This window comes from Nocardioides insulae DSM 17944, from assembly GCF_000422825.1.
Lineage (GTDB): Bacteria > Actinomycetota > Actinomycetes > Propionibacteriales > Nocardioidaceae > Nocardioides > Nocardioides insulae.
Genome location: NZ_AUGU01000013.1, coordinates 189,504 through 211,464 on the forward strand (window position 1 = coordinate 189,504; position 21,961 = coordinate 211,464).

The following is a 21,961-nucleotide window of genomic DNA, read 5'->3' on the forward strand; positions in this document are numbered from 1 at the left end:
CGCACATCGTCGACCTGTGTCGACCATCACGTGACTACGTAGGCACGGAGAACTATGATTACGTAGTCATCCGTCTGTCAAGGCCTTGGAGGTGCATGTCAGGTCATAGGTCCCGCCCCCGCTAGCATCGAGCCGTGACGGAAGGAAGAATGAGAGAGCGCAGGCCCACCAGCACCGACGTGGCTCGGGCAGCAGGGGTCTCACAGAGCACTGTCTCGCGAACCTTCCGAGATGATCCGCGCGTGCTGCCCGACACCCGCGAGCACGTGCGCACCGTGGCCAGGGAGTTGGGCTACTACCCGAATGCCATCGCAAGATCCATGATCACTACGCGGTCGGGGATCGTCGCTGTGGTCGTACCCGACGTGGTCAATCCCATCTTCACGACCATGGTGACCGTGATGCATCAGGAACTGCAGGCTCAGGGCCGTCAGATGATGCTGTTCCTCGAACGCAACTTCGAGCAGGGCCCCCACGACGTGCTCGGTATGTCCGCGCTACCCGCAGATGGAGTCGTCATCGCCTCCGCAACCCAAGATTCGGCGGTTGTCCGCGAGATCCTTCAGCGGCGAATCCCAACGATTCTCATCCAGCGGGACGTCCCTGGCGCACAGGTCGATCGCGTCATGCCCGACGACGCGGTCGGCTGCAAGGCGGTAGCCCAGCATCTTGTCGAACTGGGCCATCGCCGGATCGGCATGGTGACCGGTTCCCCCCTCACCTCGGGCGGCCGCGGCCGACGGGAGTTCTTCACCAAGGCACTTGCCGAGTTCGGTGTCTCGCTCGATCCCTCGCTGGTCAAGGTGGCGGAGCCGAGCTTTGATGGCAGTGTGGCTGCTGCCCGGTCGCTGCTGTCACCGCCCCAGCGTCCAACTGCCGTATTCTGCGCCAGCGACACCATCGCCCTGACGACACTGGATGCAGCGCGATCCATGGGAATTGATGTGCCCCACGAACTGAGCGTGGTCGGCTTCGATGATATTGACATGGCCGGTTGGTCCATGATTGGCCTCACAACCGTCCGACAAGACATCGCCGAACAAAGCCGGGTCGCGATTTCGATGTTGCTCGAGCAGGTGGATGGCACACAGCGAGATCCAGAAGACGTCACCTTCCCCGTGGAGTTGGTCGTGCGCACCACGACCGGACCACCGCCCTTCTGAGGAAACCCACCACATTCATCTAGTGACGACACCGAGGTTGATCTGCTCGGAGGCGGCAACCGCCGAAGCGTCCAAGCACAGAACCCGACATCCACCAGTTGAAGCGCCCGAGGCTCTCTGCCGCTCCTATGCGGGTTGCAGCTCTCGGCTGAGGGCGGCGTAGTGGGCTTGCTCGGACTCCACCGGGGTCATCATCTCAAGGGGTGGAGTGCAGGCGGCGGTTGTTGTACCAGTCGACCCAGCCGGCGGTGGCGTACTCGACGTCGCCGATGGTCCGGTAGGGCCCGGAGTGGAAGACCGTGGTGCGGATCACGCACTCCATCAGCGCGTTGTCGTACACATCGGCCACCGAGCCGATCGAGGGTCGGATGCCTTCATCAGCGAGGTGGTCGGTGAAGGTGATCGAAGTGTATTGCGAGCCGGCATCGGCGTGACCGATCAATTCGCCCCGGACCACCGGATGCCCTTCCCGGCCGCGCTGCCACAGCGCGCAGGGGCACGTCGACCAGCTCGACGGCCTTGGTGGGTGCCACGTTCCAGGCGACGATCCGCTGGGCGAACACGTCGAGGATGAAAGCTACGTAGACGAATCCGGCCCAGGTCCGGTTCGGCGCGGGCGCGGTGAAGTCGCGATCGAGCAGGTCTCCGGCCCGTTTGCCGTCCTTGGCCGGGATCGTGGGCCGGATGCCCTTCGAGCGGCGCACACCTTGCAGGCCGAGTGATCTAATCGCCCTGTCGACCGCTCCAGGCGAGGCGTCCGGGCTCGTGCGTCGCACCATCTCGGTAATCTTTCGACGCCCGTAGAGGCCCTCGGGTGTCATCCGGCGCACCCTTCGTGGTCGACCCGCCAGGCCAGGTCGCGGACCTGGCTGGTGACCTGGGCCTCGCTCATCGTGCGGGCCGTGACCTGCCGGTTGGCGCGTGCCCATTCGCGGTAGGTCTGCGCGGCGACCTGCAAGCCCTGCTCGCGCAGGACCCGACAGGTCGACTCGGCCGCGTGGCCCTCGGCTCGCAGTTCGTCGATGAACGCGACGATCAGCGATTGCTGGGGTCGAGTTCCCCGCGAAGAAAATCGAGGCCGACGCAGGATCTGGTTGTTCTCCTCGAGCCGGCGGACCCGGGCTTTGAGCTCCTTGATCTCGGCCAGCTCCTCGCTGGTCGGACCCTGGCGGTGGCCGCCGTCGATCTGGGCCTACTGGGGCGCTTCACTACATCAACCGCAAGCTCGTCGTGCCGGACTACCGGGCGGCCACCGAGCGCCTCGCCCCAGGCGTCGAACCAGGCAACGGCGCTGCCGACAAGTAGACCGGACGCCGGCGCAGACTCCCGCTCTCATAGGCCACCTCGAGGGCAGCCCGCGGTTCACGACCGGGTGGAGTCCATCGACGCGCTCCGTGCCCGCCCGCGGCGATTCTGCGGGCCCGGATGGCTCCGCTACCTCACGACCTCCCCAAGTGCGGTCTACGAGTGCTCTGCGCGCAAAGTGCGTCCAAAGCGCGCCCTAAGGCGATTCATGAAGGTCGCGGCGCACTTCACGAATCACCTCACCGCAGGTCAGAGCCTGTTTTCGTGAGCAGCGCGACGCACTCGACGTGGTGCGTCATCGGGAACAGGTCGAAGGCGCGCAGCCGCTCGAGTCGGTAGCCGTGCTCGGCGAAGATCGCGACGTCGCGGGCCAGCGCGGCGGGGTCGCAGGCGACGTAGGCCACCGCCCGCGGCAGGCGGCCGATCACCTGCTCGACCACCGCCCGCCGGGCACCCTCGCGGGGCGGGTCCAGCACCACCAGGTCGACGGCGCCCGGGTACGACGAGGCGAGGACCGTCGCCACGTCCCCGGCGGTCACCGAGGCGGTCGGCACGTTGTCGCGCGAGTACGCCGAGGCGGCCGGGTCGCCCTCCACGGCGACGACCCGCCCGGACTCCCCCACCGCATCGGCGAGGAAGGCGGCGAAGAGGCCGACCCCGGCGTAGAGGTCCAGCACGGACTCCCCCGCCACTGGCCGGAGCAGGTCGAGGACGGTCTCGACCAGCGTCCGCGGCGCGCCGGGGTGCACCTGCCAGAAACCGTCGGCGGCGACCCGGAACTCGTGTCGTCGCCCGGCCGCCGTGACCGTCTCCACCCGGGTGCCGGGCACCGGCGCGCGGGCGTCCCTGGTGGCGAGCAGGCACTCCTCGACCGGGATCACCTCATGCGAGCGGTGCTTGCGCATGCCGCGGCCGGGGACTCCGTCGGGCAGCTCGGCGTAGGCCTGCCGGGTGCGCCAGCGCAGGCCGTCCTCGTCGCCCGGCACGGCCTCCACGGTGACCTCGAGGTCGATCCCCGCCAGCCGCGCGAGCTGTTCGGTGACCACGGCGGCCTTGAGTTCCCGCTGGGCCGGGAGGGCGCCGTGCTGGAAGTCGCAGCCGCCACACCGGCCGGGGCCGGCGTACGGACAGGGCGGGCTGACCCGGTCGGCGGACGCAGCCAGCACCTCGACGGCGTCGCCACGCCAGAAGCGGTCGCCGTCGGTGCCCTCGGTGATCTCGACGACCACCTGCTCGCCGGGCAGCGCGTGCCGCACGAAGACGACTCTGCGCTCCGGCACCGGTCGGCCCTCGCGGTCCTCGACGGTGCGACCGGTCTCGACCCTGGCGACGCAGTGCCCACCGTGGGCCACCGGGCCCACCTCGACCTGGAAGCGTTCGCCCACCCGCGACGCGCCCCGCGGCCTGCGGACCCGTGGCTGGCGTCCTCCGCGCGCCGACGCGCCCCGGCCCCGCCCGCTGCCGGTCCTTCCTCGCTGAGCCGTCACGGGGACCAGTCTCTCACCGACGTACCCGCCATCGACGGGTGGTGGGGCGGCGCAGATCCGGGCTGAGCCACGGCTCCCGCTCCCTGACTCCCCTGGAGGAACGCAACTGGTAGGGCACCGAGATCACCATCACGCCCGGGGTGAACAACAACCGCCCCTTGAGCCGCAGAGCCGTCTGGTTGTGCAGCAACTGCTCCCACCAATGACCCACCACGTACTCCGGGATGTACACCGCCACCACACCCCGAGGATTCGACTGCCGGATCGCCGAGGCGTACTCCACCACCGGCCGCACCAACTCCCGGTACGGCGAGTACAACACCTTCAGCGGCACGTCGAAGTTCCGCTCATCCCACTCCCGCAACAACGCCGCCGTCTGCAACTCGTCGGTCGAGACGGTGATCGCCTCCAACAGGTTCGGCCGGGTCGCCTTCGCGAACGCCAACGCCCGAAGCGTCGGCTTGTGCAACTTCGACACCAACACCACTGCGTGCACCCGCGTCGGCATGACCTTGTCCACGTCATCGGCCTCCAACTCGGCCTCCACCCGCGCGTAATGCCGGTGGATGGCGCGCATGAGCAGGAAGAAAACGATCATCGCCAAGATGGTGATCCAGGCGCCCGCCAGGAACTTCGTGATCAACACGATCACCAGCACCACCGCGGTGAAACTCAGGCCGACCGCGTTGATCGCCCGGGAGCGGATCATCCGACCCCGGGCCGCTGAGTCCCGCTCGGACCGCAGGTGCCGGGTCCAGTGCCGGAGCATGCCTAGCTGGCTGAGCGTGAAGGAGACGAACACGCCCACGATGTAGAGCTGGATCAGCCGGGTGGTCTCGGCGTCGAAGGCGATGATCAGCACGATCGCCATCACGGCCAGGAACACGATGCCGTTGCTGTACGCCAGCCGGTCACCGCGAGCAGCCAGCGAGCGAGGGGCGTAGCCGTCCTTCGCCAGGATCGAACCCAGCACCGGGAAACCGTTGAACGCCGTATTGGCGGCCAGCACCAAGATGATGCCGGTGACGGTGACGACGAGATAGAAGCCCGGTCGGAAGTCTGAGAAGAGGGCGGCGGCGATCTGCGCTATGCCGGTGTGCTGGTCGTAGCCAGCCGGCAGTGGCTGCCCGGCCAGGGTCAACCGGTCCAGGTCGGCCGGGTCGACCATCTGGAGGCCCATCTGCTTGGCCAGCACGATGATGCTCAGCATCATCGTGATCGCGATCGAGCCCAGCAGGAGGAGCGTCGTGGCGGCGTTCTTGCTCTTCGGTCGCTGGAAGGCGGGGACGCCGTTGGAGATCGCTTCCACGCCGGTGAGTGCGGCACACCCCGAGGAGAACGCCCTGGCCAGCAGGAACAGCAGCGCCAGCGTCGTCATCGAATCGTCGAAGCCCGGGGCCGGGGCCAGGTCGAGGGAGGCGCTCTCGACCTGGGGCAGGGTTCCCTCGACCAGCCGGAGCAACCCGTAGGCGCACATCCCCAGGATCGTGATCATGAACGCATAGGTCGGGATCGCGAAGAGTCGACCCGACTCGCGGATCCCCCGCAGGTTAGCGGCGGCGACAAGCACGACGAGCACGACTGCCAGCGTCGCCTCGTGACCACTGAGCGGCCCGATCGCCGAGGCTGCGTACTGGGCTCCGGACGAGATCGACACCGCGACGGTGAGCACATAGTCGACCAGAAGCGCGCTGGCGACCGTGGTGCCGGCCGCGGCGCCCAGGTTGACCGTCGCGACCTCGTAGTCGCCACCGCCGCTCGGGTACGCATGCACCGTCTGGCGGTACGAGGCCACCACCGCGGCCATCACGATGGCCACGGCCAAGCCGATCTTCCAGGAGAAGACGAAGGCGCTCGTCCCGGCCAGCGAGAGCATGATGAAGACCTCGTCGGGGGCATAGGCCACCGAGGAGAGCGCATCGCTGGCGAAGATCGGAAGAGCGATCCGCTTGCTGAGGAGCGTTTCGCTCACCTGGGAACTACGAAGCTTGCGTCCCAACAGGATCCGCTTCGACACGTCGCCGACACCCACGGGGCGCAACCATAAGCCCGTCGCGCCCCAGACGTACTTCGGCGCCTACCTCAACGATCCCCGGAATCTCGTGGACGGCCGGGCGATCCCCGCCGGAGTGATCACCGGCGGGTCCGCCACTGATGGTCCGGCCCGCGGCGGGTGCCCGGCGCGACCCACGGGTCACGCTCCATCATCCGCTTGGAGGACTGGAGTTGGTACGGCACCGAGATCACCATCACGCCGGGGGTGAACAGCAGTCGGCCCTTGAGCCGCAGCGCGGTCTGGTTGTGCAGCACCTGCTCCCACCAGTGACCCACGACGTACTCGGGGATGTACACCGCCACGACACCGCGCGGGTTGGCCTCACGGATCGCGGAGGCGTACTCCACCACCGGCCGGACCAGTTCCCGGTACGGCGAGTAGAGCACCTTCAGCGGGACGTCGAAGTTGCGCTGGTCCCACTCCTCGAGGAGGGCAGCGGTCTGGGCCTCGTCGGTGGAGACGGTGATCGCCTCCAGCAGATTGGGCCGGGTGGCCTTGGCGAAGGCGAGCGCGCGCAGGGTGGGCTTGTGCAGCTTGGAGACCAGGACGACCGCGTGCACGCGGGTCGGCATCAGCTTGTCCTCGTCGCCGGCCTCGAGCTCGGCCGCCACCTGCATGTAGTGCCGGTGGATCGCTCGCATCAGGACGTAGAAGACGACCATCGCCAGCACGGTGATCCAGGCACCCGCGAGGAACTTGGTGAGCAGCACGACCACCAGGACCAGCGAGGTGAGCACCAGGCCGACCATGTTGATCCCGCGGGAGATGTTGATCCGGCGCCTGGTCAGGTTGACGCTCTCCCGCTTGAGCTCGCGGGTCCAGTGCCGCACCATGCCGAGCTGGCTGAGGGTGAAGGAGACGAACACCCCCACGATGTAGAGCTGGATCAGCCGGGTGGTCTCCGCCCCGAAGGCGACGATCAGGACGATCGCGCCCACGGCGAGGAACAGGATGCCGTTGCTGTAGGCGAGCCGGTCACCCCTCGACCCCAGGGCACGCGGCGCGTAGCCGTCCCTGGCAAGCATCGACCCCAGCGCCGGGAAACCCTGGAAGGCGGTGTTGGCGGCGAGCACCAGGATGAGTCCGGCGACGGTGACCACGGCGTAGAACCCGGCCGGGAAGCCGTCGAAGATCGCCTTGGCGATCTGGGCCATCACGGTGTTCTGCGCGAAGTCGCCCGGAACTGCCTGGCCGTCCCGGGTGAGCCGCTCGACGTCGTGCGGGTCGACGTAGCGCAACCCCATCTGCTGGGCCAGCACGATGACGCTCATCAGCATCGTGATCGAGATGAGCGCCAGCAGCACCAGCGTGGCGCCGGCGTTGCGGGCCTTGGGTCGGCGGAAGGCGGGAACGCCGGTGCTGATCGACTCCACGCCGGTGAGGGCCACACACCCCGAGGAGAACGCCCGGGCCAACAGCACCACCAGCGCGAGCGTGGTCAGCGGCTCGTCCCAGCCCTCCGCGTTCTCCACGTGCAGCCCGGCGCTGGCCACCTCGGGCAGGTCCCCGGTGAGGAGCTGGATGAACCCGAAGGCGCACATCGCCACCATCATCGCGATGAAGGCGTAGGTGATCAGCGCGAAGACCCCGCCGCGCTGGCGTACGCCGCGAAGGTTCAGCGCGGTCAGGAGCAGCACCATCGCGATCGCGACGAAGACCTCCTTGCCGGACAGCGCCGGCAGGGCGGCCGCGGCGTACTGCGATCCGGAGGAGATGGAGACCGCCACGGTGAGCATGTAGTCGACGATCAGGGCGCTGGCCACCGTGGTGCCGGCCCGGGCGCCGAGGTTGACCGTGGCCACCTCGTAGTCGCCTCCCCCGGAGGGATAGGCCCGGATCGTCTGGCGGTAGGACGCCACCACGACCACCATCACCAGCGCGACCGCGAGCCCGATCCACCAGGACCAGACGTAGGCCGAGGCCCCGGCCAGCGAGAGCATGATGAAGATCTCGTCGGGGGCGTAGGCGACCGAGGAGAGGGCATCACTGGCGAAGACCGGCAGCGCGATCCGCTTGCGCAACAGCGTCTCGCCCTGGGAGGTCCGCAGCTTGCGCCCCACCAGGATCCGTTTGGAGACCTCACCGACGACGCCCACGAGCGGCAAGGCTACGACAAGTGCACCCGATCGTGGCGCCGCCCACACCCCGCGGCGGCACTGCGGCTACGGTGGCCTCGTGCACGTCGTGATCATGGGGTGCGGCCGAGTGGGGTCGACGCTGGCCCGTAGCCTCGAGGACCGCAACCACACCGTCTCCGTCATCGACAGCGATCCGGACGCCTTCCGACGCCTCGGTCCGCACTTCAACGGCGACAAGGTCGCCGGGATCGGGTTCGACCAGGACGTGATGGAGAAGGCCGGGATCCGTCGCGCAGACGCCTTCGCAGCGGTCTCCAGCGGCGACAACTCCAACATCATCGCCGCCCGCGTGGCCCGCGAGACCTTCGGCATCCAGCAGGTGGTCGCCCGGATCTACGACCCCGGCCGCGCCGAGGTCTACCAGCGGCTCGGCATCACCACCGTCGCGACCGTGAAGTGGACCGCCGACCAGGTGCTGCGCCGGCTCCTGCCCGCCGGCGCCGAGCCCGACTTCCGCGATCCCTCGGGCACGATCCGCCTCGACCAGGTCCCGATCCCCGAGCGTTGGATCGGGCAGCGAACCGTCCACTTCCAGGAGCAGAGCCGCTGCCGCATCGCCTGGATCGACCGGCTCGGCGAGGGGATCCTCCCGCACCGCGAGAGCGTGATCCAGGAGGGCGACATCCTGCACCTGGTGATGCGCGAGGAGAACGCCGCCCACGCCTACCGGGTGATCGAGTCCGGACCTCAGGAGGACTGAGCGTTGCCCGCCCCTCTCCCCCCCACCCGTCCGAGGAGGACCCGCTGATGCGCGTCGCCATCGCCGGAGCCGGCGCGGTCGGCCGTTCGATCGCCCGCGAGCTGATCATCAACGGCCACGAGGTGCTCCTCATCGACAAGGCCCCCGCCTCGATCAAGCCCGAGCGGGTGCCGGACGCCGAGTGGCTGCTCGCCGACTCCTGCGAACTGTCCTCGCTCGAGGAGGCCCGCCTGGACCGCTGCGACGTGGTGATCGCCGCCACCGGCGACGACAAGGTCAACCTGGTGACCTCGCTGCTGGCCAAGACCGAGTTCGGAGTCCCCCGCACCGTGGGCCGGGTCAACCACCCCAACAACGAGTGGCTCTTCACCGAGGCCTGGGGTGTGGACGTCAACGTGTCCACGCCGCGGATCATGTCGGCCCTGGTCGAGGAAGCGGTCACGGTCGGCGACCTGGTCCGGCTGTTCACCTTCCGGCAGGGCAACGCCAACCTGGTCGAGATCACCCTGCCCGCGGATTCGCCGTACGTCGGCAAGCAGGCCGGCCTCATCCCCTTCCCCGACAACTGCGCGCTGGTCACCGTGTTGCGCGACGGCCAGGTCTACGTGCCCACCGGCGAACAGCCGCTCGAGTCCGGTGACGAACTGCTGTTGGTCGTCCCAGCCGAGCGGGAGGACGAGCTGGAGCGGCTGTTGGCGCCGCGCGCGCACGGCGGCTGAGGTCTGCCCGGCCGAGACTTCGACAGACCGGGCGCCGCAGGGTCCCGGTCGGCGACGCGGGAGCCCTCAGGCCGTTTCGGGGTGCCGTTCGAGGGGCGTGTGGTTGCGGGCCAGCAGCCAGATCATCGCGCCGTAGCAGGCGATCCGCAGCGCCCAGCCGAGGCCGGTGCGCAGGATGCCCAGCAGCAGCACGGCCAGGTCGGGGTCGATGGTCCCCGACCAGCCCAGCAGCCAGATCGGCCCCTGGATCGCCACGCCGAAGGCACCGGGGGCCAAGAAGAGCCAGGTGAGCCGGGCGCACAGCTTCACGATCTGCTTGTCCTCGTGCCAGGCCAGAGCGTCGCCGGTGACGCTGCCGAGCAGGAAGCCGAAGAACGGCCAGCCGGCCAGGCAACTGGCCGCCATCACCACGGTGTAACACAGGCTGATCAGGATGCCGGGCAGGAAGAAGGCCAGCGCCTGCTCCTGTTCGCTGCCGCCCATGCTCTGGGCGAGCCGCACCACTCCCCAGCCGATCAGGATGCCGAAGATCGCGTTGGCGACGTACTGGAGGGTCGAGCGCTGGACCAGCCGGATCACCAGCGCCACCGCGGCGACCCCCGCGCCCCCGATCAGGGCGACCTGGATGTCCTTGACGATCAGCCAGAGCACGGTGAAGGCAAGGCCCGGAAGGCCGGCCTCCAGCATGCCGCGACGTCCCCCGAGTGAATCCGACATCCGCTTGCGCACCAGCGCTTCGACCGTCTGCGGAGTCGCCTCGACGCGGGGTCCCTCGGCCTTGGGCGCCTCCCCACCCGATTCGCGCGGGTCACCAGGAGAACGATCGGGTTCGGGGTTCACGGCACCAACTCGTATCGGGGGTTGTACATGATCCGGACGTTGTCGTGCAGACCGATCCGGCCGGTGGCCTGGAGCGAGCGGCCGGGGGTGATGCCGGCGATCCGCCTCCGCCCCAGCCACACCAGGGTGACCGCACCGGAGCCGTCGGAGAGCTCCGCCTCGAGCGCCGGCACTCCACCGCGGGGCCGGAGCGTGACCGTGCGCAGCGTGCCGCGCAGGGTGACCACCTCACGGTCCGGCGCCTCCCCCACCCGGGTCACGCCGCTGCGGGAGCCGGCGTCGTGGCTGCGCCTCAGATCGCGTGCCTCCTGGTCCGCGGAGTCGGCCCAGTGGCCCAGCGTGCGCCGGAGCCTGCCCATGCTCATCCCTGACTCACCTCGGTACGCCGGTCGCGGCTCAGCCGGCCGGGCCGTCGGTGCCCGGCTCCCGCGGCGCCGGCGGCTGCTCGCCCGCTTGACCGGCCTGACCGGTGATCCTTGGAACCGCCGGCCGGTCCACGGGACGGGCCTGGGGCGGCATCGTGAGCCCCAGGGCCTCGCCCACGGGCATGGCCTCGGTGCCCCGCCGGACGACGACGTCGCTGATCAGGTCCTCCCAGTCGCCGGCCTTCTCGATCTCGACCGCGGGACGCCCGAGCAGTGTCGCCCGGAGCATCCACCGGTCGCCATTGACCCCGATGATGCGCGAGGGCTGGACGCCGTCCTGGCCGTCGGGCAGCTTCATCCCGAGCTGGCAGAGCAGCTCGACGCCGTACCGGCCCTCACGCTCGCCGGTCTTGCCGCCCCGGCGCTGGACGTCCTGGGCGAGCTGCGGGCGCACCTCGCTCCACAGGTCGCCGTTGCGGGGAGCGGCGAAGGCGCGCAGTTCGAGAGCGCCGTCCTTGCCGGTCAGCAGGACGGCCTGGACGGTGCCGACCTTCTCGTCGACCTGGAGCCGGAGCTCGCGGCCGGGCGAGGGCGCGATCAGGAGGGACCCGAGGTCGACCCGCTCGATGCCGGCCAGCAGCTCCGGCACGGCCTCGGAGTCGTAGGGGCCGGCGACCACCTGGGCGTCCTGCGCCGCGTCGGTCTCGGGCTCGCTGGCGGTCGCCGCAGCGGCCTTACGACGGAACTTCACGGTGGTGCTTCTCCTCGGCGTGGACGCGGATGGTGACAGGCTCAGCGGGCTCGGCCCTCGCCGGCGCCGAAGCCTCCGGTAGAACCGTATCCCCCGTCACCTCGGACCGAGTCCGGCAGTGCCTGCACCTCGACGAAGTGTGCCTGCTCGACGCGCTGCACGACGATCTGGGCGATCCGATCGCCGCGTTGCAGGTCGACCGGCTCGCGGGGGTCGAGGTTGACCAGCAGGACCTTGACCTCGCCCCGGTAGCCCGCGTCCACCGTGCCCGGCGCGTTCACGATCGAGAGTCCGTGCCGCGCGGCCAGACCGGAGCGCGGGTGGATCAGCCCGACGTACCCCTCCGGTAGGGCGAGGGCGACCCCGGTGGGCACCAGCACCCGCTCCCCGGGAGCCAGGGTCACATCGACGGTCGTCCGCAGATCCGCACCGGCGTCGCCGGGGTGTGCGTACGCCGGCAGCGGCAGCTCCCGGTCCAACCGCACCAGGGGCACCGGCACCGCACCCTCGAGCACCGTGGGACCAGTCCCGTCGGCTGCGGGCGGCCGGGTCTCCACGGACGTCTCGGACTGGCTCGGCTGGTCATGGGTGGAGTCGAACGGCACGAGGGGACGATATCCCGTGGGCCGGGCCTCTCCCAGGGTCGTCCCGACCGGGCCGGGTTTCGGCGGGGCGGGTGCGGGATGAGAAACTCTGACGCTGTGACCCCCTCCACCCGGACCGCCTACCACGAGCGGCTCAGCGTCCCCCTCCGCTGGTGGGTCCAGGGCGTGATGCTGGTGGCCACTTTGTGGCTGGCCCTGATCGTGGCCGTGCCGGAGACGCTGGCCTGGTCGGTCACCGCGGCCGTGCTCGGACTGATGGCGCTGGCCTTCCTGGCCTACGGATCCGCCCAGCTCTCGGTCGCCGACGGCACCCTCCGGGCCGGCCGGGCCCGGATCTCGGCCGCCGACCTGGGCACCGCGGAGGCGCTGGACCCGGAGGGGGCCAGGTTGGCCCACGGCCGCGACGCCGATGCGCGGGCCTACTTCCTGATGCGGCCCTACCTCAAGCGTGCCGTGCGGGTCGAGGTCACCGACCCGAGCGACCCGGCGCCGTACTGGCTGGTCTCGACCCGCCACCCCGACGCTCTCGCACGCACCCTCAACGGCCTGCCCCGCGACTGACCGCGCGCAGCGCGCCCGCCCGAGCCACTCGGCGACCTCGGACCGAGGACGCCGATCGCTCTCGGCCCCCATCCGGCAGGAGTCTCGCGGCACGGACGGAGGGCGTGAGTAGGGTGAGGCGCATGGCAGAGAACAAGGAGTCGTCCAACTCCAAGGTATGGGCCGTCATGTCGCTGGTCGCCGCGCTCGGTGCCGCCGCGGTCGCCCGGAAGGGCATGGACCAGGGCTGGCGGTTCGCGACCGGCCGCAAGCCCCCGCAGAACCCCGCCGATCCCGACGTGTCCATCCGGGAGGCAGTGCTGTGGGCGATCGCCTCCGGGGCGGCTGTGGCGCTGGCCAGGATGCTGGTGCAGCGTCAGGCCGCGCACTATTACACCCGCTCCACGGGTCATCTGCCCGGCCAGCTGGAGCACGACGGCGAGTGACCCTCGGGGTCACCGGACGGAAGAAGGCCGCAACCTCGGGTTGCGGCCTTCGTCGTCACTGCACCGGGTCACCCCGGTCAGGGAGCATCGCACTCACGCGCAGTCGAAGCAGATCATCTTCTTCTCGTCGGCGAGCTGGCTGCGGTGGTGCACGAGGAAGCAGCTCATGCAGGTGAACTCGTCCTCCTGCTTGGGCTTGACCTCGACCGCGAGCTCCTCGTGGGAGAGGTCGGCTCCGGGCAGCTCGAACGACTCGGCGGCCTCCGCCTCGTCCTCGTCTACCTTGCCGGAGTTCTTGTCGTGCCGGCGGGCCTTGAGCTCCTCGATGCTCTCCTCGGACTGCTCTTCTTCGTTCTTGCGCGGTGCGTCGTAGTCCGTCGCCATGCTCATCCCCTCTCGTCCAGGCCGGGTCTCGGCCGTCATCGGGGCCCGACCCCCGACCGTGCGGGCGTGATTGTGCACTATTCCCACCCGGTTTGCACACCGACTAGGTGTGGCGCGACAGGAACATCTGATCGAGCGCCGGTATTCCCGCTCAGCGACCGGGTGCGAGCGTGATCCACACGACGTCGCAGAGGACGCATGCCTCGGCGTGTCGCGACGCCTCCGGCCAGGCCGGAAGGACCGATCGGGCGGCCGCTCAGGGGCGGCCGGGAGCGGCGTATCCGGCCTCGTGCACGAGGGCCTCGAACTCGTCGAACCCATGCTCCGGCGCCGCGATGACCAGAGTGCGGCCCGCCGCGCCTCGCCCGACCCGCACGCGGGCACCAGCGCCCTCGGCGACCAGCGCTCCCGCGGCGTAGTCCCAAGGGTTGACGCCCTCCTCGACGTAGGCGTCGGCCCGGCCCTCGGCGAGGTGGCACAACTCCAGGGCGCAGGACCCGTGGCGACGGATGTCGCGCACCCGGGGGATCAGCACCGCCAGGCTCCGAGCCTGCTGCTCTCGCAGCCCCGCGTCGTAGGAGAACCCGGTGAGCACCAGTCGCTGGGCCATCGGGGAAGGGCCACGCACGGTCAGCCGATGCCCGTCCCGGCGGGCCACGACCCGACCGGGTCCGGGACCGGACCGGTGGGCGGTGTACTCCACCCCGCTCGCCGCGTTGATCACCACCCCGGCCACGGTCTGTGCGCCGTCCGATCCGGTCTGCTCGGCGGCGATCGACACGGCGTACTCGGGCAGTCCGTAGAGGAAGTTGACCGTGCCGTCGATGGGGTCGATCAGCCAGCGCACTCCGGTCGTACCGACCTCCTCCCGGCCCTCCTCGCCGAAGAAGCCGTCGCCGGGGCGGCGCTCACGCAGCAGTCGCCGGATGAGCAGTTCGCTGTCGCGGTCGGTCCGGGTGACCACGTCGACGTCGCTGGACTTGGTCGCCACCACCTCGACCTCGCCGACGGCACGGTCCCGGATCAGAGCCGCGGCCCGACGGGCGACCTCGGTGGCGATGGCGAGCAGTTCCTCGGAGGCGGCGGGCGTCGTCATCGTCACCGAGGCTACCGGGCGACGACGGCTCCTATCCGGTCAGCCCGGCAGCCCGGATCGGTCAGGCAACCGGGGCGTCGGCGCCGCACAGGGTGGGCCGGACGCCACCGCGGGTCGGGAGGCAGCAGTCGGCGGGGCAGACATCCCACAGCGGACCGGTGCGACCGATCGCCGGACGGGTCACCGCCTCACCGCGCTCGGCGGCGGCCCGCTCGAGGAGCAGTTCACGCACCGCACCGACGAACCGGAGCTCATCGCCCGGGGTGGCCGCGCGCCGGGCCTCCAGACCGAGACGCGAGCAGGTGGCCAGCGCCTCGGTGTCGAGGTCGTAGATGACCTCCATGTGGTCGGAGACGAATCCGACCGGGATCAGGACGACGGCCTGCACGCCCTGGGCGGCGAGCTCCTCGAGGCGGTCGTTGACGTCCGGCTCCAGCCACGGGATGTGGGCGGCGCCCGAGCGCGAGCAGAAGACGAGCTCGTGGGCCCGGTCGGCACCGGTGCGCTCGGCGACCCGGTCCGCCACCACCGAGGCGACGTCGAGGTGCTGGGCGAGGTAGGCGCCGCCGCCTTCGGAGGCCGGCCCCGAGGCGTCGTTCATCGCGGTCGGGACGGAGTGGGTCACGAAGAGCAGCCGAGCGTCCCGTCGGACGGCGTCCGGTAGGTCCGCGAGGGCGGTCACGGTGGCCTCGACCACCGGCTCGACGAAGCCGGGGTGGTTGAAGTAGTTGCGCAGCTTGTCGATCCGCGGCGCGTCCTGCACTCCACCCAGCTCGGCGACGGCGTCGTGGAGGTTCTCCCGGTACTGCCGGCAGGAGGAGTACGACGCGTACGCGCTGGTGGTGAAACAGGCGACCCGCTCGACACCGTCGGCTTTCATCTGCCGGAGCGTGTCGGACAGATACGGATCCCAGTTCCGATTGCCCCAGTACACCGGCAGATCGATGCCGTGGGCCGCCAGGTCTGCCCGCAGTGCCTTGAGGAACGCCCGGTTCTGGTCGTTGATGGGCGAGCGGCCGCCGAACAGGAAGTAGTGCTGGCCCACCTCCTCGAGGCGCTCGCGGGGGATCCCACGCCCGCGCGTGACGTTCTCCAGGAACGGGACGACGTCCTCGGGCTTCTCCGGTCCACCGAAGGACAGCAGGAGCAGGGCGTCGTAGGGCTGGACGTCGGTGGCCATGCTGCGCATGGTATTTCCTCACCGATCCCACCCCTGCATCGCCCGTCCCCGGGCCACCCCTTAGCGTGAGCGGCGACATGCCGATGCTCGAGTCCTACCGCCGCCTGCTGCAGCACCCGGGCACGCTGCGGTTCAGCCTGCTCGGCCTGGTCGCGCGACTGCCGATCTCGATGGTCGGCCTGGGGATCGTGCTCCTGGTCGAGGCGGCCTCGTCCTCCTACGCCGTCGCGGGACTGGTCTCGGCGTCCTTCATGGTCGCCAACGCGGTCGCGGGTATCGGTCAGGGCCGGCTCCTGGACCGGTTCGGCCAGGGCCGCGTGCTCAGCATCTGCGCCATGGTCTTCGGCGTCGGGATGGTGCTGTTGATCGTCTCGGTCCTGTTCGGCTGGAGCCTCCCGGTCGTCTGCCTCTCCGCGGCGATCGGAGGCGCGGCCCTGCCGCTGGTGGGATCGGCCGCCCGCGCCCGCTGGGCGTACGTGCTGGGCCGCTCACGCCAACTCCAGACCGCCTTTGCCCTGGAGGGCGTCGTCGACGAGGCCGTCTTCATCACCGGCCCGATGCTGGTCACCTTCACGGTCGCCACCATCCACCCGGTCGCCGGTCTGGGCAGCGCGGCGATCGCCTGCGTCGTGGGCACCCTGGCCTTCTCGGCCCAGCGCGACACCGAGCCTCCGCCACACCCCCGCCCGGTGCACCCCGAGGGGGCGCGTGCCAGCCGACCCCCGATGCCCTGGCGCACGGTCGCACCGCTCGCGGTCGTCGCCGTCGCCCTGGGCGTGCTGTTCGGGGCCAGCGAAGTCGTCACGATCGCCTTCGCGGACGAGCAGGACCAGCCGACGATGGCCGGTGTGCTCCTCGCCGTGATGGCCGTGGGCAGCCTGATCGCGGGGCTCGCCGCCGGGGCCGTCCAGTGGCGGCGGGGGCCCGTGATCCGGGTCAGGTGGGGCGCGCTGGCGATGGGACTGGCCTGGCTACCCGCCCTGTTCGCCTCCTCGGTCGCGGTGCTGGCGCTGATCATGTTCCTCGGCGGCCTGGCCATCGCCCCCACCCTGGCCGCCACCTTCTCGGTGGTGGAGCAGGCGGTCCCGCCCGCGAGGATCACCGAGGGCATGGGGATCATGCACACCGGGATCACCGCCGGCGTCGCCCCGGGCGCCAGCCTCAGCGGACTGGTCGTCGATCACCACACGGCGGCGAGCGCGTACGCCGTGTGCCTGGTCGCTGGCCTGGTGGCGGCGGCCGCCGCCGTGCTCCTGCCGGGTCGCCCCGCCGAGCCGTCGGTCCCACCGGAAACAGGTTGACCGCACCCGCCATGATGGCCCATGTCACCCGGGCTCCGGCAGGTAGCGGACGTTCTTCGTGATACTGGTCTCGGAGTGGCGCACACGCCGGAGTGGCGTCCGGGATCGCCCCAGGAGCTGACGTAGGCTCGGACGCACGAAACGATGAGAGACGAGGATGTCGGCCGAAGAGATTCCCGAGCTGCTTGGTCAGACCCCCACCGGGTCGACCGGCACGGTTCCGACCCCGGACACCCGTCCTCGGAGCCTCACCTTCTCGTCGGTGAGCCGCGACGGCAGCCGACTCCACCTCGTCGATGGCGAGGGCCACGAGTTCGTGCTCACCCTCGATGACCGTTTCCGGGGCGCCCTCGAACCACTCGTGGGTGCGCGCCGATTGGAGAACAAGATGGAAGCCTCCCTGCGACCCCGCGACATCCAGGCCCGGATCCGCTCCGGCGAGAGTCCCGAGTCCGTCGCCGAGGCGGCCAACACCACCGTCGACCGGATCATGGCCTTCGCCGCTCCGGTGCTGGCCGAGCGCCAGCACATCGCCCAGCGCGCCCAGGGCGCCTCCGTACGCCGCCGGGTCGGTGAGACCGGCGGCGCCCGCACCCTCGGCAACGCGGTGGCCGGACACCTGGCCGGTCTCGACATCGACCCGGAGACCATCGAGTGGGACGCGTGGCGCCGACACGACGGTCGCTGGACCCTCGTCGCCCTGGTCGACACCCCGCAGCGCTCCGGCACGGCCGAGCTCACCTTCGACGCCCGAGGCAACTTCGTCTCGCTCGACAACGACGACGCCCGCTGGCTGGTCGGTGAACGACCCCCCGCGCCGGCTCCCGCCTCCGACGACCTTCAGGAGGTCCGGGCGCGACGACTCTCCGCGGTCTCCCCCACCCCGTCCGACCTGACCGGTGACCGGACCGACGACGACGTCGAGGACGACTTCCACGCTCCGCGCCGGCGTCCCGGCGGGATGCCGCGCACCACCCCGCAGCCGATCGAGGCATTCCTCGAACCGGACGACACCCCCACCGCCGAGCAGCCCGCGATCCGGGAGCGGGCCGACGTGTCGGCGGAGGAGCCTGCCGAGGACGAGGCGGGGCAGGATGCGGCCCCGCAGGCGCCCGAGCCGACCCCTGCCCGTCGTACGGTCAAGAAGAGCCGCGGCCGGGCCTCCGTCCCCTCCTGGGACGAGATCATGTTCGGTGGCGGCAGCTCGGATTAGACGCGCGAGCACGTCGGCCGTCGTCGCCCGCTCGGTTGGGCGCCGGCCCGAGTTGCTCGCCGAGCGGCGCGGGCCCCGCTCAGCCGAACGGGAGCGGTTCGGGAGCCAGTGAGACCGCCTTCGCACGGGCTGCGGTCAACTTCCGCCGGTGGTGCTGGCGGCAGAGCACCTCGTAGGCCACCTCGGCAGGTGGCCCCTGCAGATCCTCGACGTCACCGACCACGACGACCTCGCCCTCCACGACCATGATGCCGTCCTCGGTGCGGGCGTTGTGGGTCGCTCTCTTGCCGCACCAGCACAGCGCCTCCACCTGGAGCACCTCGGTACGGTCGGCGAGCTCCACCAGCCGGGCCGCGCCCGGGAAGAGCCGCGTACGGAAGTCGGTGAGGATACCGAAGCAGAAGACGTCGATCTGGAGTTCGTCGACGATCTTGGCGAGCGTCTCGATCTGCCCCGGCGTGTAGAACTGCGCCTCATCACAGATGAGGTAGTCGATCCGGGCTCCGTGGGTCAATGCGTCCACGGTGTACTGCCAGAAGTCCAGGTCGGGTGTGACCTCGAGGGCATCGTGGCGCAGACCGAGACGGGAGGTGATCTGCTGCTCGCCGCCGCGGTCGTGCGTGGTGAAGATCCGGCCGCTCCGGCCCCGGGCCGAGTGGTTGTGATTGGTCTGCAGCGCGAGGGTCGACTTGCCCGCGTCCATCGTCCCGGTCCAGAAGGTCAGCTCGGCCACGGCCCGATCCTCTCATCCGGGTCGACCGGCGAGATCAGCGCCTCGGTTGTTCCTCGCGCTCAGGCACGGTGCCGGTTCGGCCCGTGTCGAACCGCCCGGACGGCCGGATAGACGGGCGCGCTCACAGGCGATCAGCAGCGCGTGTAGAAGCGTCTCACCTCTGCCTTCCCGCCACCCTTGAGGCGGAGCGTCGCGCTCATCCGGTTGGTGCTGCCGGGCAGGTTCCGCACCACGCTCGTCCTGAAGGGGCGGATCTTGCGGTCGCCGACTCGGGCCACGATTCGACGGTTCGCCCTGATCACGGCGGACCGCACCCTGTTGGCGCGAGCTCGCCACGTCACCTTCGCCTTCAGGTCGCCGCAGGAGAAGGAGCCGGGCAGCGCGAGGAACTTCTTGCCGGGTCCCTTCTGGGGGTCGGTGGCCTTGCCGCCGGGGATCTCGATCGCGAGCTGGTAGGACGCCCCGTTCTGGGCGCCAGAGTCGTCGAAGACGACGATCCGGTAGGTCTTCTCGTCACGGGCCGTGATCGTGACCGTCTTCTCGTTGGCCGGGGTGTCGACGGAGTTGTCGGCTGCGAGGCAGTTCTTGGTGCCCTGGGCGGGGTTGAACGGACCGTCGTAGATGTAGAACGACGCGATCGAGTTGGGTGTGCTGGTGAGGCGGAACTCGGTGGTGCCCCCGACCGGCGCGGTCCACGGGATCACCTCGAAGCGGACGTCGAAGGTGCCCTGGTTTCCGCAGGTGTCGGTCGTACCGTTGATGGTGACGACGTCCATCTTGGAATCGTTGGCGTTCAGCGTCCCGTTGCGGTTCTGGGTCGCGGCAGTGGCGGGCGCGTAGGTGAGGACCGTCAATGCGAGCACGATCGTCACTGCACCGGCCCACATGCCCTGGAAAGTGGGTCTGGTCATACTCCCGATGCTCGCCCCGTCAGGTCCTAGCCCACGGGCCGTCCCTTGCACATACCCGATCCCTGGTAATTTCGGCCGTGTCTACCACGGATCGTTCGACGACCGCCCGTCACCGGTGGCCGCGGACGTGCTCAGTCCACGAGTACGGGGATGAGCATCTCGTCGGGCGTCAGCGAGCCGTGCAGACCCACCAGCCTGGTCTCGTACGGGAAGTCCGCAGTGGAGACGATGGCGTGCTCGCCGTGCGCGGCCACCACGACGTCACCGAGCCGGGGCCGGACGGCGGGTTCGACGGTGCCGAACCAGCCTCGACCCACCGCCTCCTCGCGGGTGAGCACCGTGGCCCGATCCCCCAGCTGTGCCCGCCAGGTCGCCACGACGTCCTCGACGGCACCCCGCTGACAGTACAGATGCCGGAACCGGGCCTCACCGCCCAGAAGCGCGACCCCGTCGCGCAGCTCGGGATGGTCCTCGACGTCGACGCGCGCCTCGACGGGGCTGTCCACCATGCCGTGGTCGGCGATGATCACCAGACGCACCTGTGGCGGCAGGGCCTCGCGCAACTGCTCCGCCTCGGCGTCGATCATGGAGAGCTGCTGCAGCCAGGGCGAGGACGCGACGCCGTAGCGGTGACCGGTCCAGTCCAGGTCACCGTCGTAGAGGTAGGTGAGCGAGCCGCGCTCGGCCGTGGACGCGACCGCGGCCGCGATCCGCTCGCCGACCTTGTCCGCTCCGACGTATTCGGCCCCGCGGTGCGCGGCCACGGTCAGGCCGCTCGTCTGGAACTCGCGCTTGTTGATCACCGTCACCGGAGCACCCAGCCCGCGCAGCTGCTGGAACGCGGTGGGGTGCGGCTGCCATTGGGTCGGCTCGACGTCCTTGCGCCACTGCAAGGCGTTGAGCAGGTGGTCGGTGCCGGGCACCCGGGTGGTGAAGCCGACCAGCCCGTGCATGCCCGGCGTGAGCCCGGTGCCGAGCGAGGTCAGGCTGGTCGCGGTGGTCGAGGGCACCCCGGCGGTGCCGGTGTGGTCGACCAGCCCGGAGAGGTACGGCGCAGCGTGGGCGTACCTCCGCAGCAACCGCTGACCCAGGCCGTCGATCAGGAAGACGACGTAGGCCGGCGCCTCCGGGAGGACCAGTCCGCCGGGGAGAGCGGGGGTCAGTCCGAGCGCGTGCGAGACCGCCGGCACGATGTCGCCCACGGAACGCTCGGCGTAGGCCGGCAGCACGAACCCTGCGGGCCCGTCGGCAGGGTCCACCGGTCCGGCGCCACCCGCCGCCGGTGTGCTCACGCGGCGTGCGTGCGCGCCGAGAGGGCCGACGCGAACGAGAGCAGTCGGGTCACCGCGTCGGCGCCGTCGGCTGCCGCAGCGACCCGCAGGGAGAAGTCGTCGGAGGACAGCACCCCGGTGTAGCCGTGGTCGGCCTCGCACTGGGGGTCGGAGCAACCCGCCGGCTCGAGGTCCATCCGCGACACGCCGCCCCACCCGATGGTCATGACCGCCTCGGCCGGCGCGACCGGCCCGGAGCTCGGGTTGGCGACCATGCGGGTCACGACCACCGAGGTCACCGAGCTGAGCCGCACCGCCTCGGTCGAGGTCGAGGTGTACGGGTCGGGCAGCAGGTCGTCGCCGGGGTTTTCGTCGGTGTGCGTGAGGATCAGCCGGGTGGGGGTGAGGACCAGCACCGACTGGTGCCGCCGCACCTCCTCCTGCTCGAAGGTGGGCTCGTGGTGCACGAAGAAGGAGACGACCGGCTCGCCCGCGACCGAGGAGAAGACACCGTCGGCCACGACCTCGGGGTAGTAGCCGGTGCGGTCGACCGCCTCACGCAACTCCAGCGTGCGGTCGAGGTCGTCGGTGCGGGTCTGACTCATAGCGTCAAGTCTGACACGACCACCCGACGGCTCCGGCCGGGAGGCCCGGCGGTGCCAGCGTCGTCGCCCTCGGTCGGGTCGGGTCACGGTCTCCACTCCGCCCTGAGTCCAGTCCCGGGCCCAGTCCCGAGCCCAGTCCCGGGCCCAGTCCC

21 protein-coding genes and 1 pseudogene are annotated in these 21,961 nt (G+C 70.3%); 7 read left to right on the top strand and 15 right to left on the bottom strand.

From position 1 onward, the window contains the following. Window positions 1–149: 149 nt before the first annotated feature. On the top strand, window positions 150–1,163 hold the full coding sequence (locus G515_RS0101550; protein ID WP_028658710.1) for a LacI family DNA-binding transcriptional regulator: 1,014 nt from the start codon (window positions 150–152) through the stop codon (window positions 1,161–1,163). A gap of 126 nt (window positions 1,164–1,289) precedes the next feature. Here G515_RS0101550 and G515_RS23700 read toward each other — a convergent pair. The 4 genes and pseudogenes from G515_RS23700 to G515_RS19005 form a co-directional block, all read right to left on the bottom strand. Further along, a pseudogene (locus G515_RS23700) lies at window positions 1,290–2,355 on the bottom strand (IS3 family transposase); the annotation flags it as partial. A gap of 352 nt (window positions 2,356–2,707) precedes the next feature. Beyond that, window positions 2,708–3,853 (bottom strand): class I SAM-dependent RNA methyltransferase, encoded by a 1,146-nt coding sequence (locus tag G515_RS0101565; protein ID WP_036553754.1) that lies wholly within the window; start codon window positions 3,851–3,853, stop codon window positions 2,708–2,710. 115 nt (window positions 3,854–3,968) lie between these two features. Next, complete coding sequence (locus tag G515_RS0101570) at window positions 3,969–5,987, bottom strand: APC family permease (protein ID WP_028658712.1); 2,019 nt, start codon at window positions 5,985–5,987, stop codon at window positions 3,969–3,971. 101 nt (window positions 5,988–6,088) lie between these two features. Beyond that, on the bottom strand, window positions 6,089–8,107 hold the full coding sequence (locus G515_RS19005; RefSeq protein ID WP_036553758.1) for an APC family permease: 2,019 nt from the start codon (window positions 8,105–8,107) through the stop codon (window positions 6,089–6,091). Between the two features lie 79 nt (window positions 8,108–8,186). On the opposite strand from G515_RS19005, the gene G515_RS0101580 reads away from it, so the two are divergent. Further along, complete coding sequence (locus tag G515_RS0101580) at window positions 8,187–8,849, top strand: potassium channel family protein (protein WP_028658713.1); 663 nt, start codon at window positions 8,187–8,189, stop codon at window positions 8,847–8,849. Window positions 8,850–8,896: 47 nt separating this feature from the next. Continuing rightward, on the top strand, window positions 8,897–9,568 hold the full coding sequence (locus tag G515_RS0101585; RefSeq protein WP_028658714.1) for a potassium channel family protein: 672 nt from the start codon (window positions 8,897–8,899) through the stop codon (window positions 9,566–9,568). 66 nt (window positions 9,569–9,634) lie between these two features. On the opposite strand, the gene G515_RS19010 is transcribed toward G515_RS0101585, so the two are convergent. The 4 genes from G515_RS19010 to dut are packed head-to-tail and all read right to left on the bottom strand — an operon-like array spanning window position 9,635 to window position 12,024. Beyond that, window positions 9,635–10,408, bottom strand: a complete 774-nt coding sequence (locus G515_RS19010; protein WP_245565134.1) for a DUF3159 domain-containing protein — start codon at window positions 10,406–10,408, stop codon at window positions 9,635–9,637. Beyond that, window positions 10,405–10,773, bottom strand: a complete 369-nt coding sequence (locus tag G515_RS0101595; protein WP_084652937.1) for an OB-fold nucleic acid binding domain-containing protein — start codon at window positions 10,771–10,773, stop codon at window positions 10,405–10,407. The genes G515_RS19010 and G515_RS0101595 overlap by 4 nt, the downstream gene beginning before the upstream one ends. Window positions 10,774–10,804: 31 nt before the next feature. Next, window positions 10,805–11,524 carry a DUF3710 domain-containing protein gene (locus tag G515_RS19015; protein WP_084652939.1) on the bottom strand — a complete coding sequence of 240 codons (720 nt, stop codon included), beginning with the start codon at window positions 11,522–11,524 and terminating at the stop codon, window positions 10,805–10,807. A 41-nt stretch (window positions 11,525–11,565) separates the two neighbouring features. Further along, entirely contained in the window at window positions 11,566–12,024 is a 459-nt protein-coding gene (gene dut / locus G515_RS0101605; protein ID WP_028658716.1) for a dUTP diphosphatase, read from the bottom strand. 201 nt (window positions 12,025–12,225) lie between these two features. Here dut and G515_RS0101610 point away from each other — a divergent pair, with 201 nt between their 5' ends. Beyond that, complete coding sequence (locus G515_RS0101610; protein ID WP_028658717.1) at window positions 12,226–12,690, top strand: DUF3093 domain-containing protein; 465 nt, start codon at window positions 12,226–12,228, stop codon at window positions 12,688–12,690. A gap of 122 nt (window positions 12,691–12,812) precedes the next feature. Next, entirely contained in the window at window positions 12,813–13,115 is a 303-nt protein-coding gene (locus G515_RS0101615; protein ID WP_028658718.1) for a DUF4235 domain-containing protein, read from the top strand. A 93-nt stretch (window positions 13,116–13,208) separates the two neighbouring features. On the opposite strand, the gene G515_RS0101620 is transcribed toward G515_RS0101615, so the two are convergent. The 3 genes from G515_RS0101620 to G515_RS0101630 form a co-directional block, all read right to left on the bottom strand. Further along, window positions 13,209–13,499, bottom strand: a complete 291-nt coding sequence (locus G515_RS0101620) for a DUF4193 domain-containing protein (protein ID WP_028658719.1) — start codon at window positions 13,497–13,499, stop codon at window positions 13,209–13,211. Window positions 13,500–13,755: 256 nt separating this feature from the next. Continuing rightward, entirely contained in the window at window positions 13,756–14,595 is an 840-nt protein-coding gene (locus G515_RS0101625) for an inositol monophosphatase family protein (protein ID WP_028658720.1), read from the bottom strand. Window positions 14,596–14,656: 61 nt separating this feature from the next. Continuing rightward, window positions 14,657–15,775, bottom strand: coding sequence for a ferrochelatase (locus tag G515_RS0101630; RefSeq protein ID WP_036554005.1), 1,119 nt, complete (start codon window positions 15,773–15,775; stop codon window positions 14,657–14,659). 77 nt (window positions 15,776–15,852) lie between these two features. Between G515_RS0101630 and G515_RS19020 the strand changes: the two genes are divergently transcribed. Continuing rightward, complete coding sequence (locus G515_RS19020; protein ID WP_051217728.1) at window positions 15,853–17,076, top strand: MFS transporter; 1,224 nt, start codon at window positions 15,853–15,855, stop codon at window positions 17,074–17,076. Between the two features lie 157 nt (window positions 17,077–17,233). Next, window positions 17,234–18,289: a septation protein SepH gene (sepH, locus tag G515_RS22405; RefSeq protein ID WP_051217729.1), complete on the top strand. Its 1,056-nt coding sequence runs from the start codon at window positions 17,234–17,236 to the stop codon at window positions 18,287–18,289. 79 nt (window positions 18,290–18,368) lie between these two features. On the opposite strand, the gene G515_RS0101645 is transcribed toward sepH, so the two are convergent. The 4 genes from G515_RS0101645 to G515_RS0101660 all read right to left on the bottom strand — a co-directional run bounded on the left by G515_RS0101645 (window position 18,369) and on the right by G515_RS0101660 (window position 21,809). Continuing rightward, window positions 18,369–19,022, bottom strand: coding sequence for a thymidine kinase (locus G515_RS0101645; protein WP_028658722.1), 654 nt, complete (start codon window positions 19,020–19,022; stop codon window positions 18,369–18,371). A gap of 131 nt (window positions 19,023–19,153) precedes the next feature. Continuing rightward, window positions 19,154–19,933, bottom strand: a complete 780-nt coding sequence (locus tag G515_RS0101650) for a hypothetical protein (RefSeq protein WP_157570960.1) — start codon at window positions 19,931–19,933, stop codon at window positions 19,154–19,156. Between the two features lie 131 nt (window positions 19,934–20,064). Beyond that, window positions 20,065–21,225 carry an alkaline phosphatase family protein gene (locus G515_RS0101655; RefSeq protein ID WP_245565136.1) on the bottom strand — a complete coding sequence of 387 codons (1,161 nt, stop codon included), beginning with the start codon at window positions 21,223–21,225 and terminating at the stop codon, window positions 20,065–20,067. Further along, window positions 21,222–21,809, bottom strand: a complete 588-nt coding sequence (locus G515_RS0101660; RefSeq protein WP_028658725.1) for a DUF5998 family protein — start codon at window positions 21,807–21,809, stop codon at window positions 21,222–21,224. The genes G515_RS0101655 and G515_RS0101660 overlap by 4 nt, the downstream gene beginning before the upstream one ends. Between the last annotated feature and the right edge of the window lie 152 nt (window positions 21,810–21,961).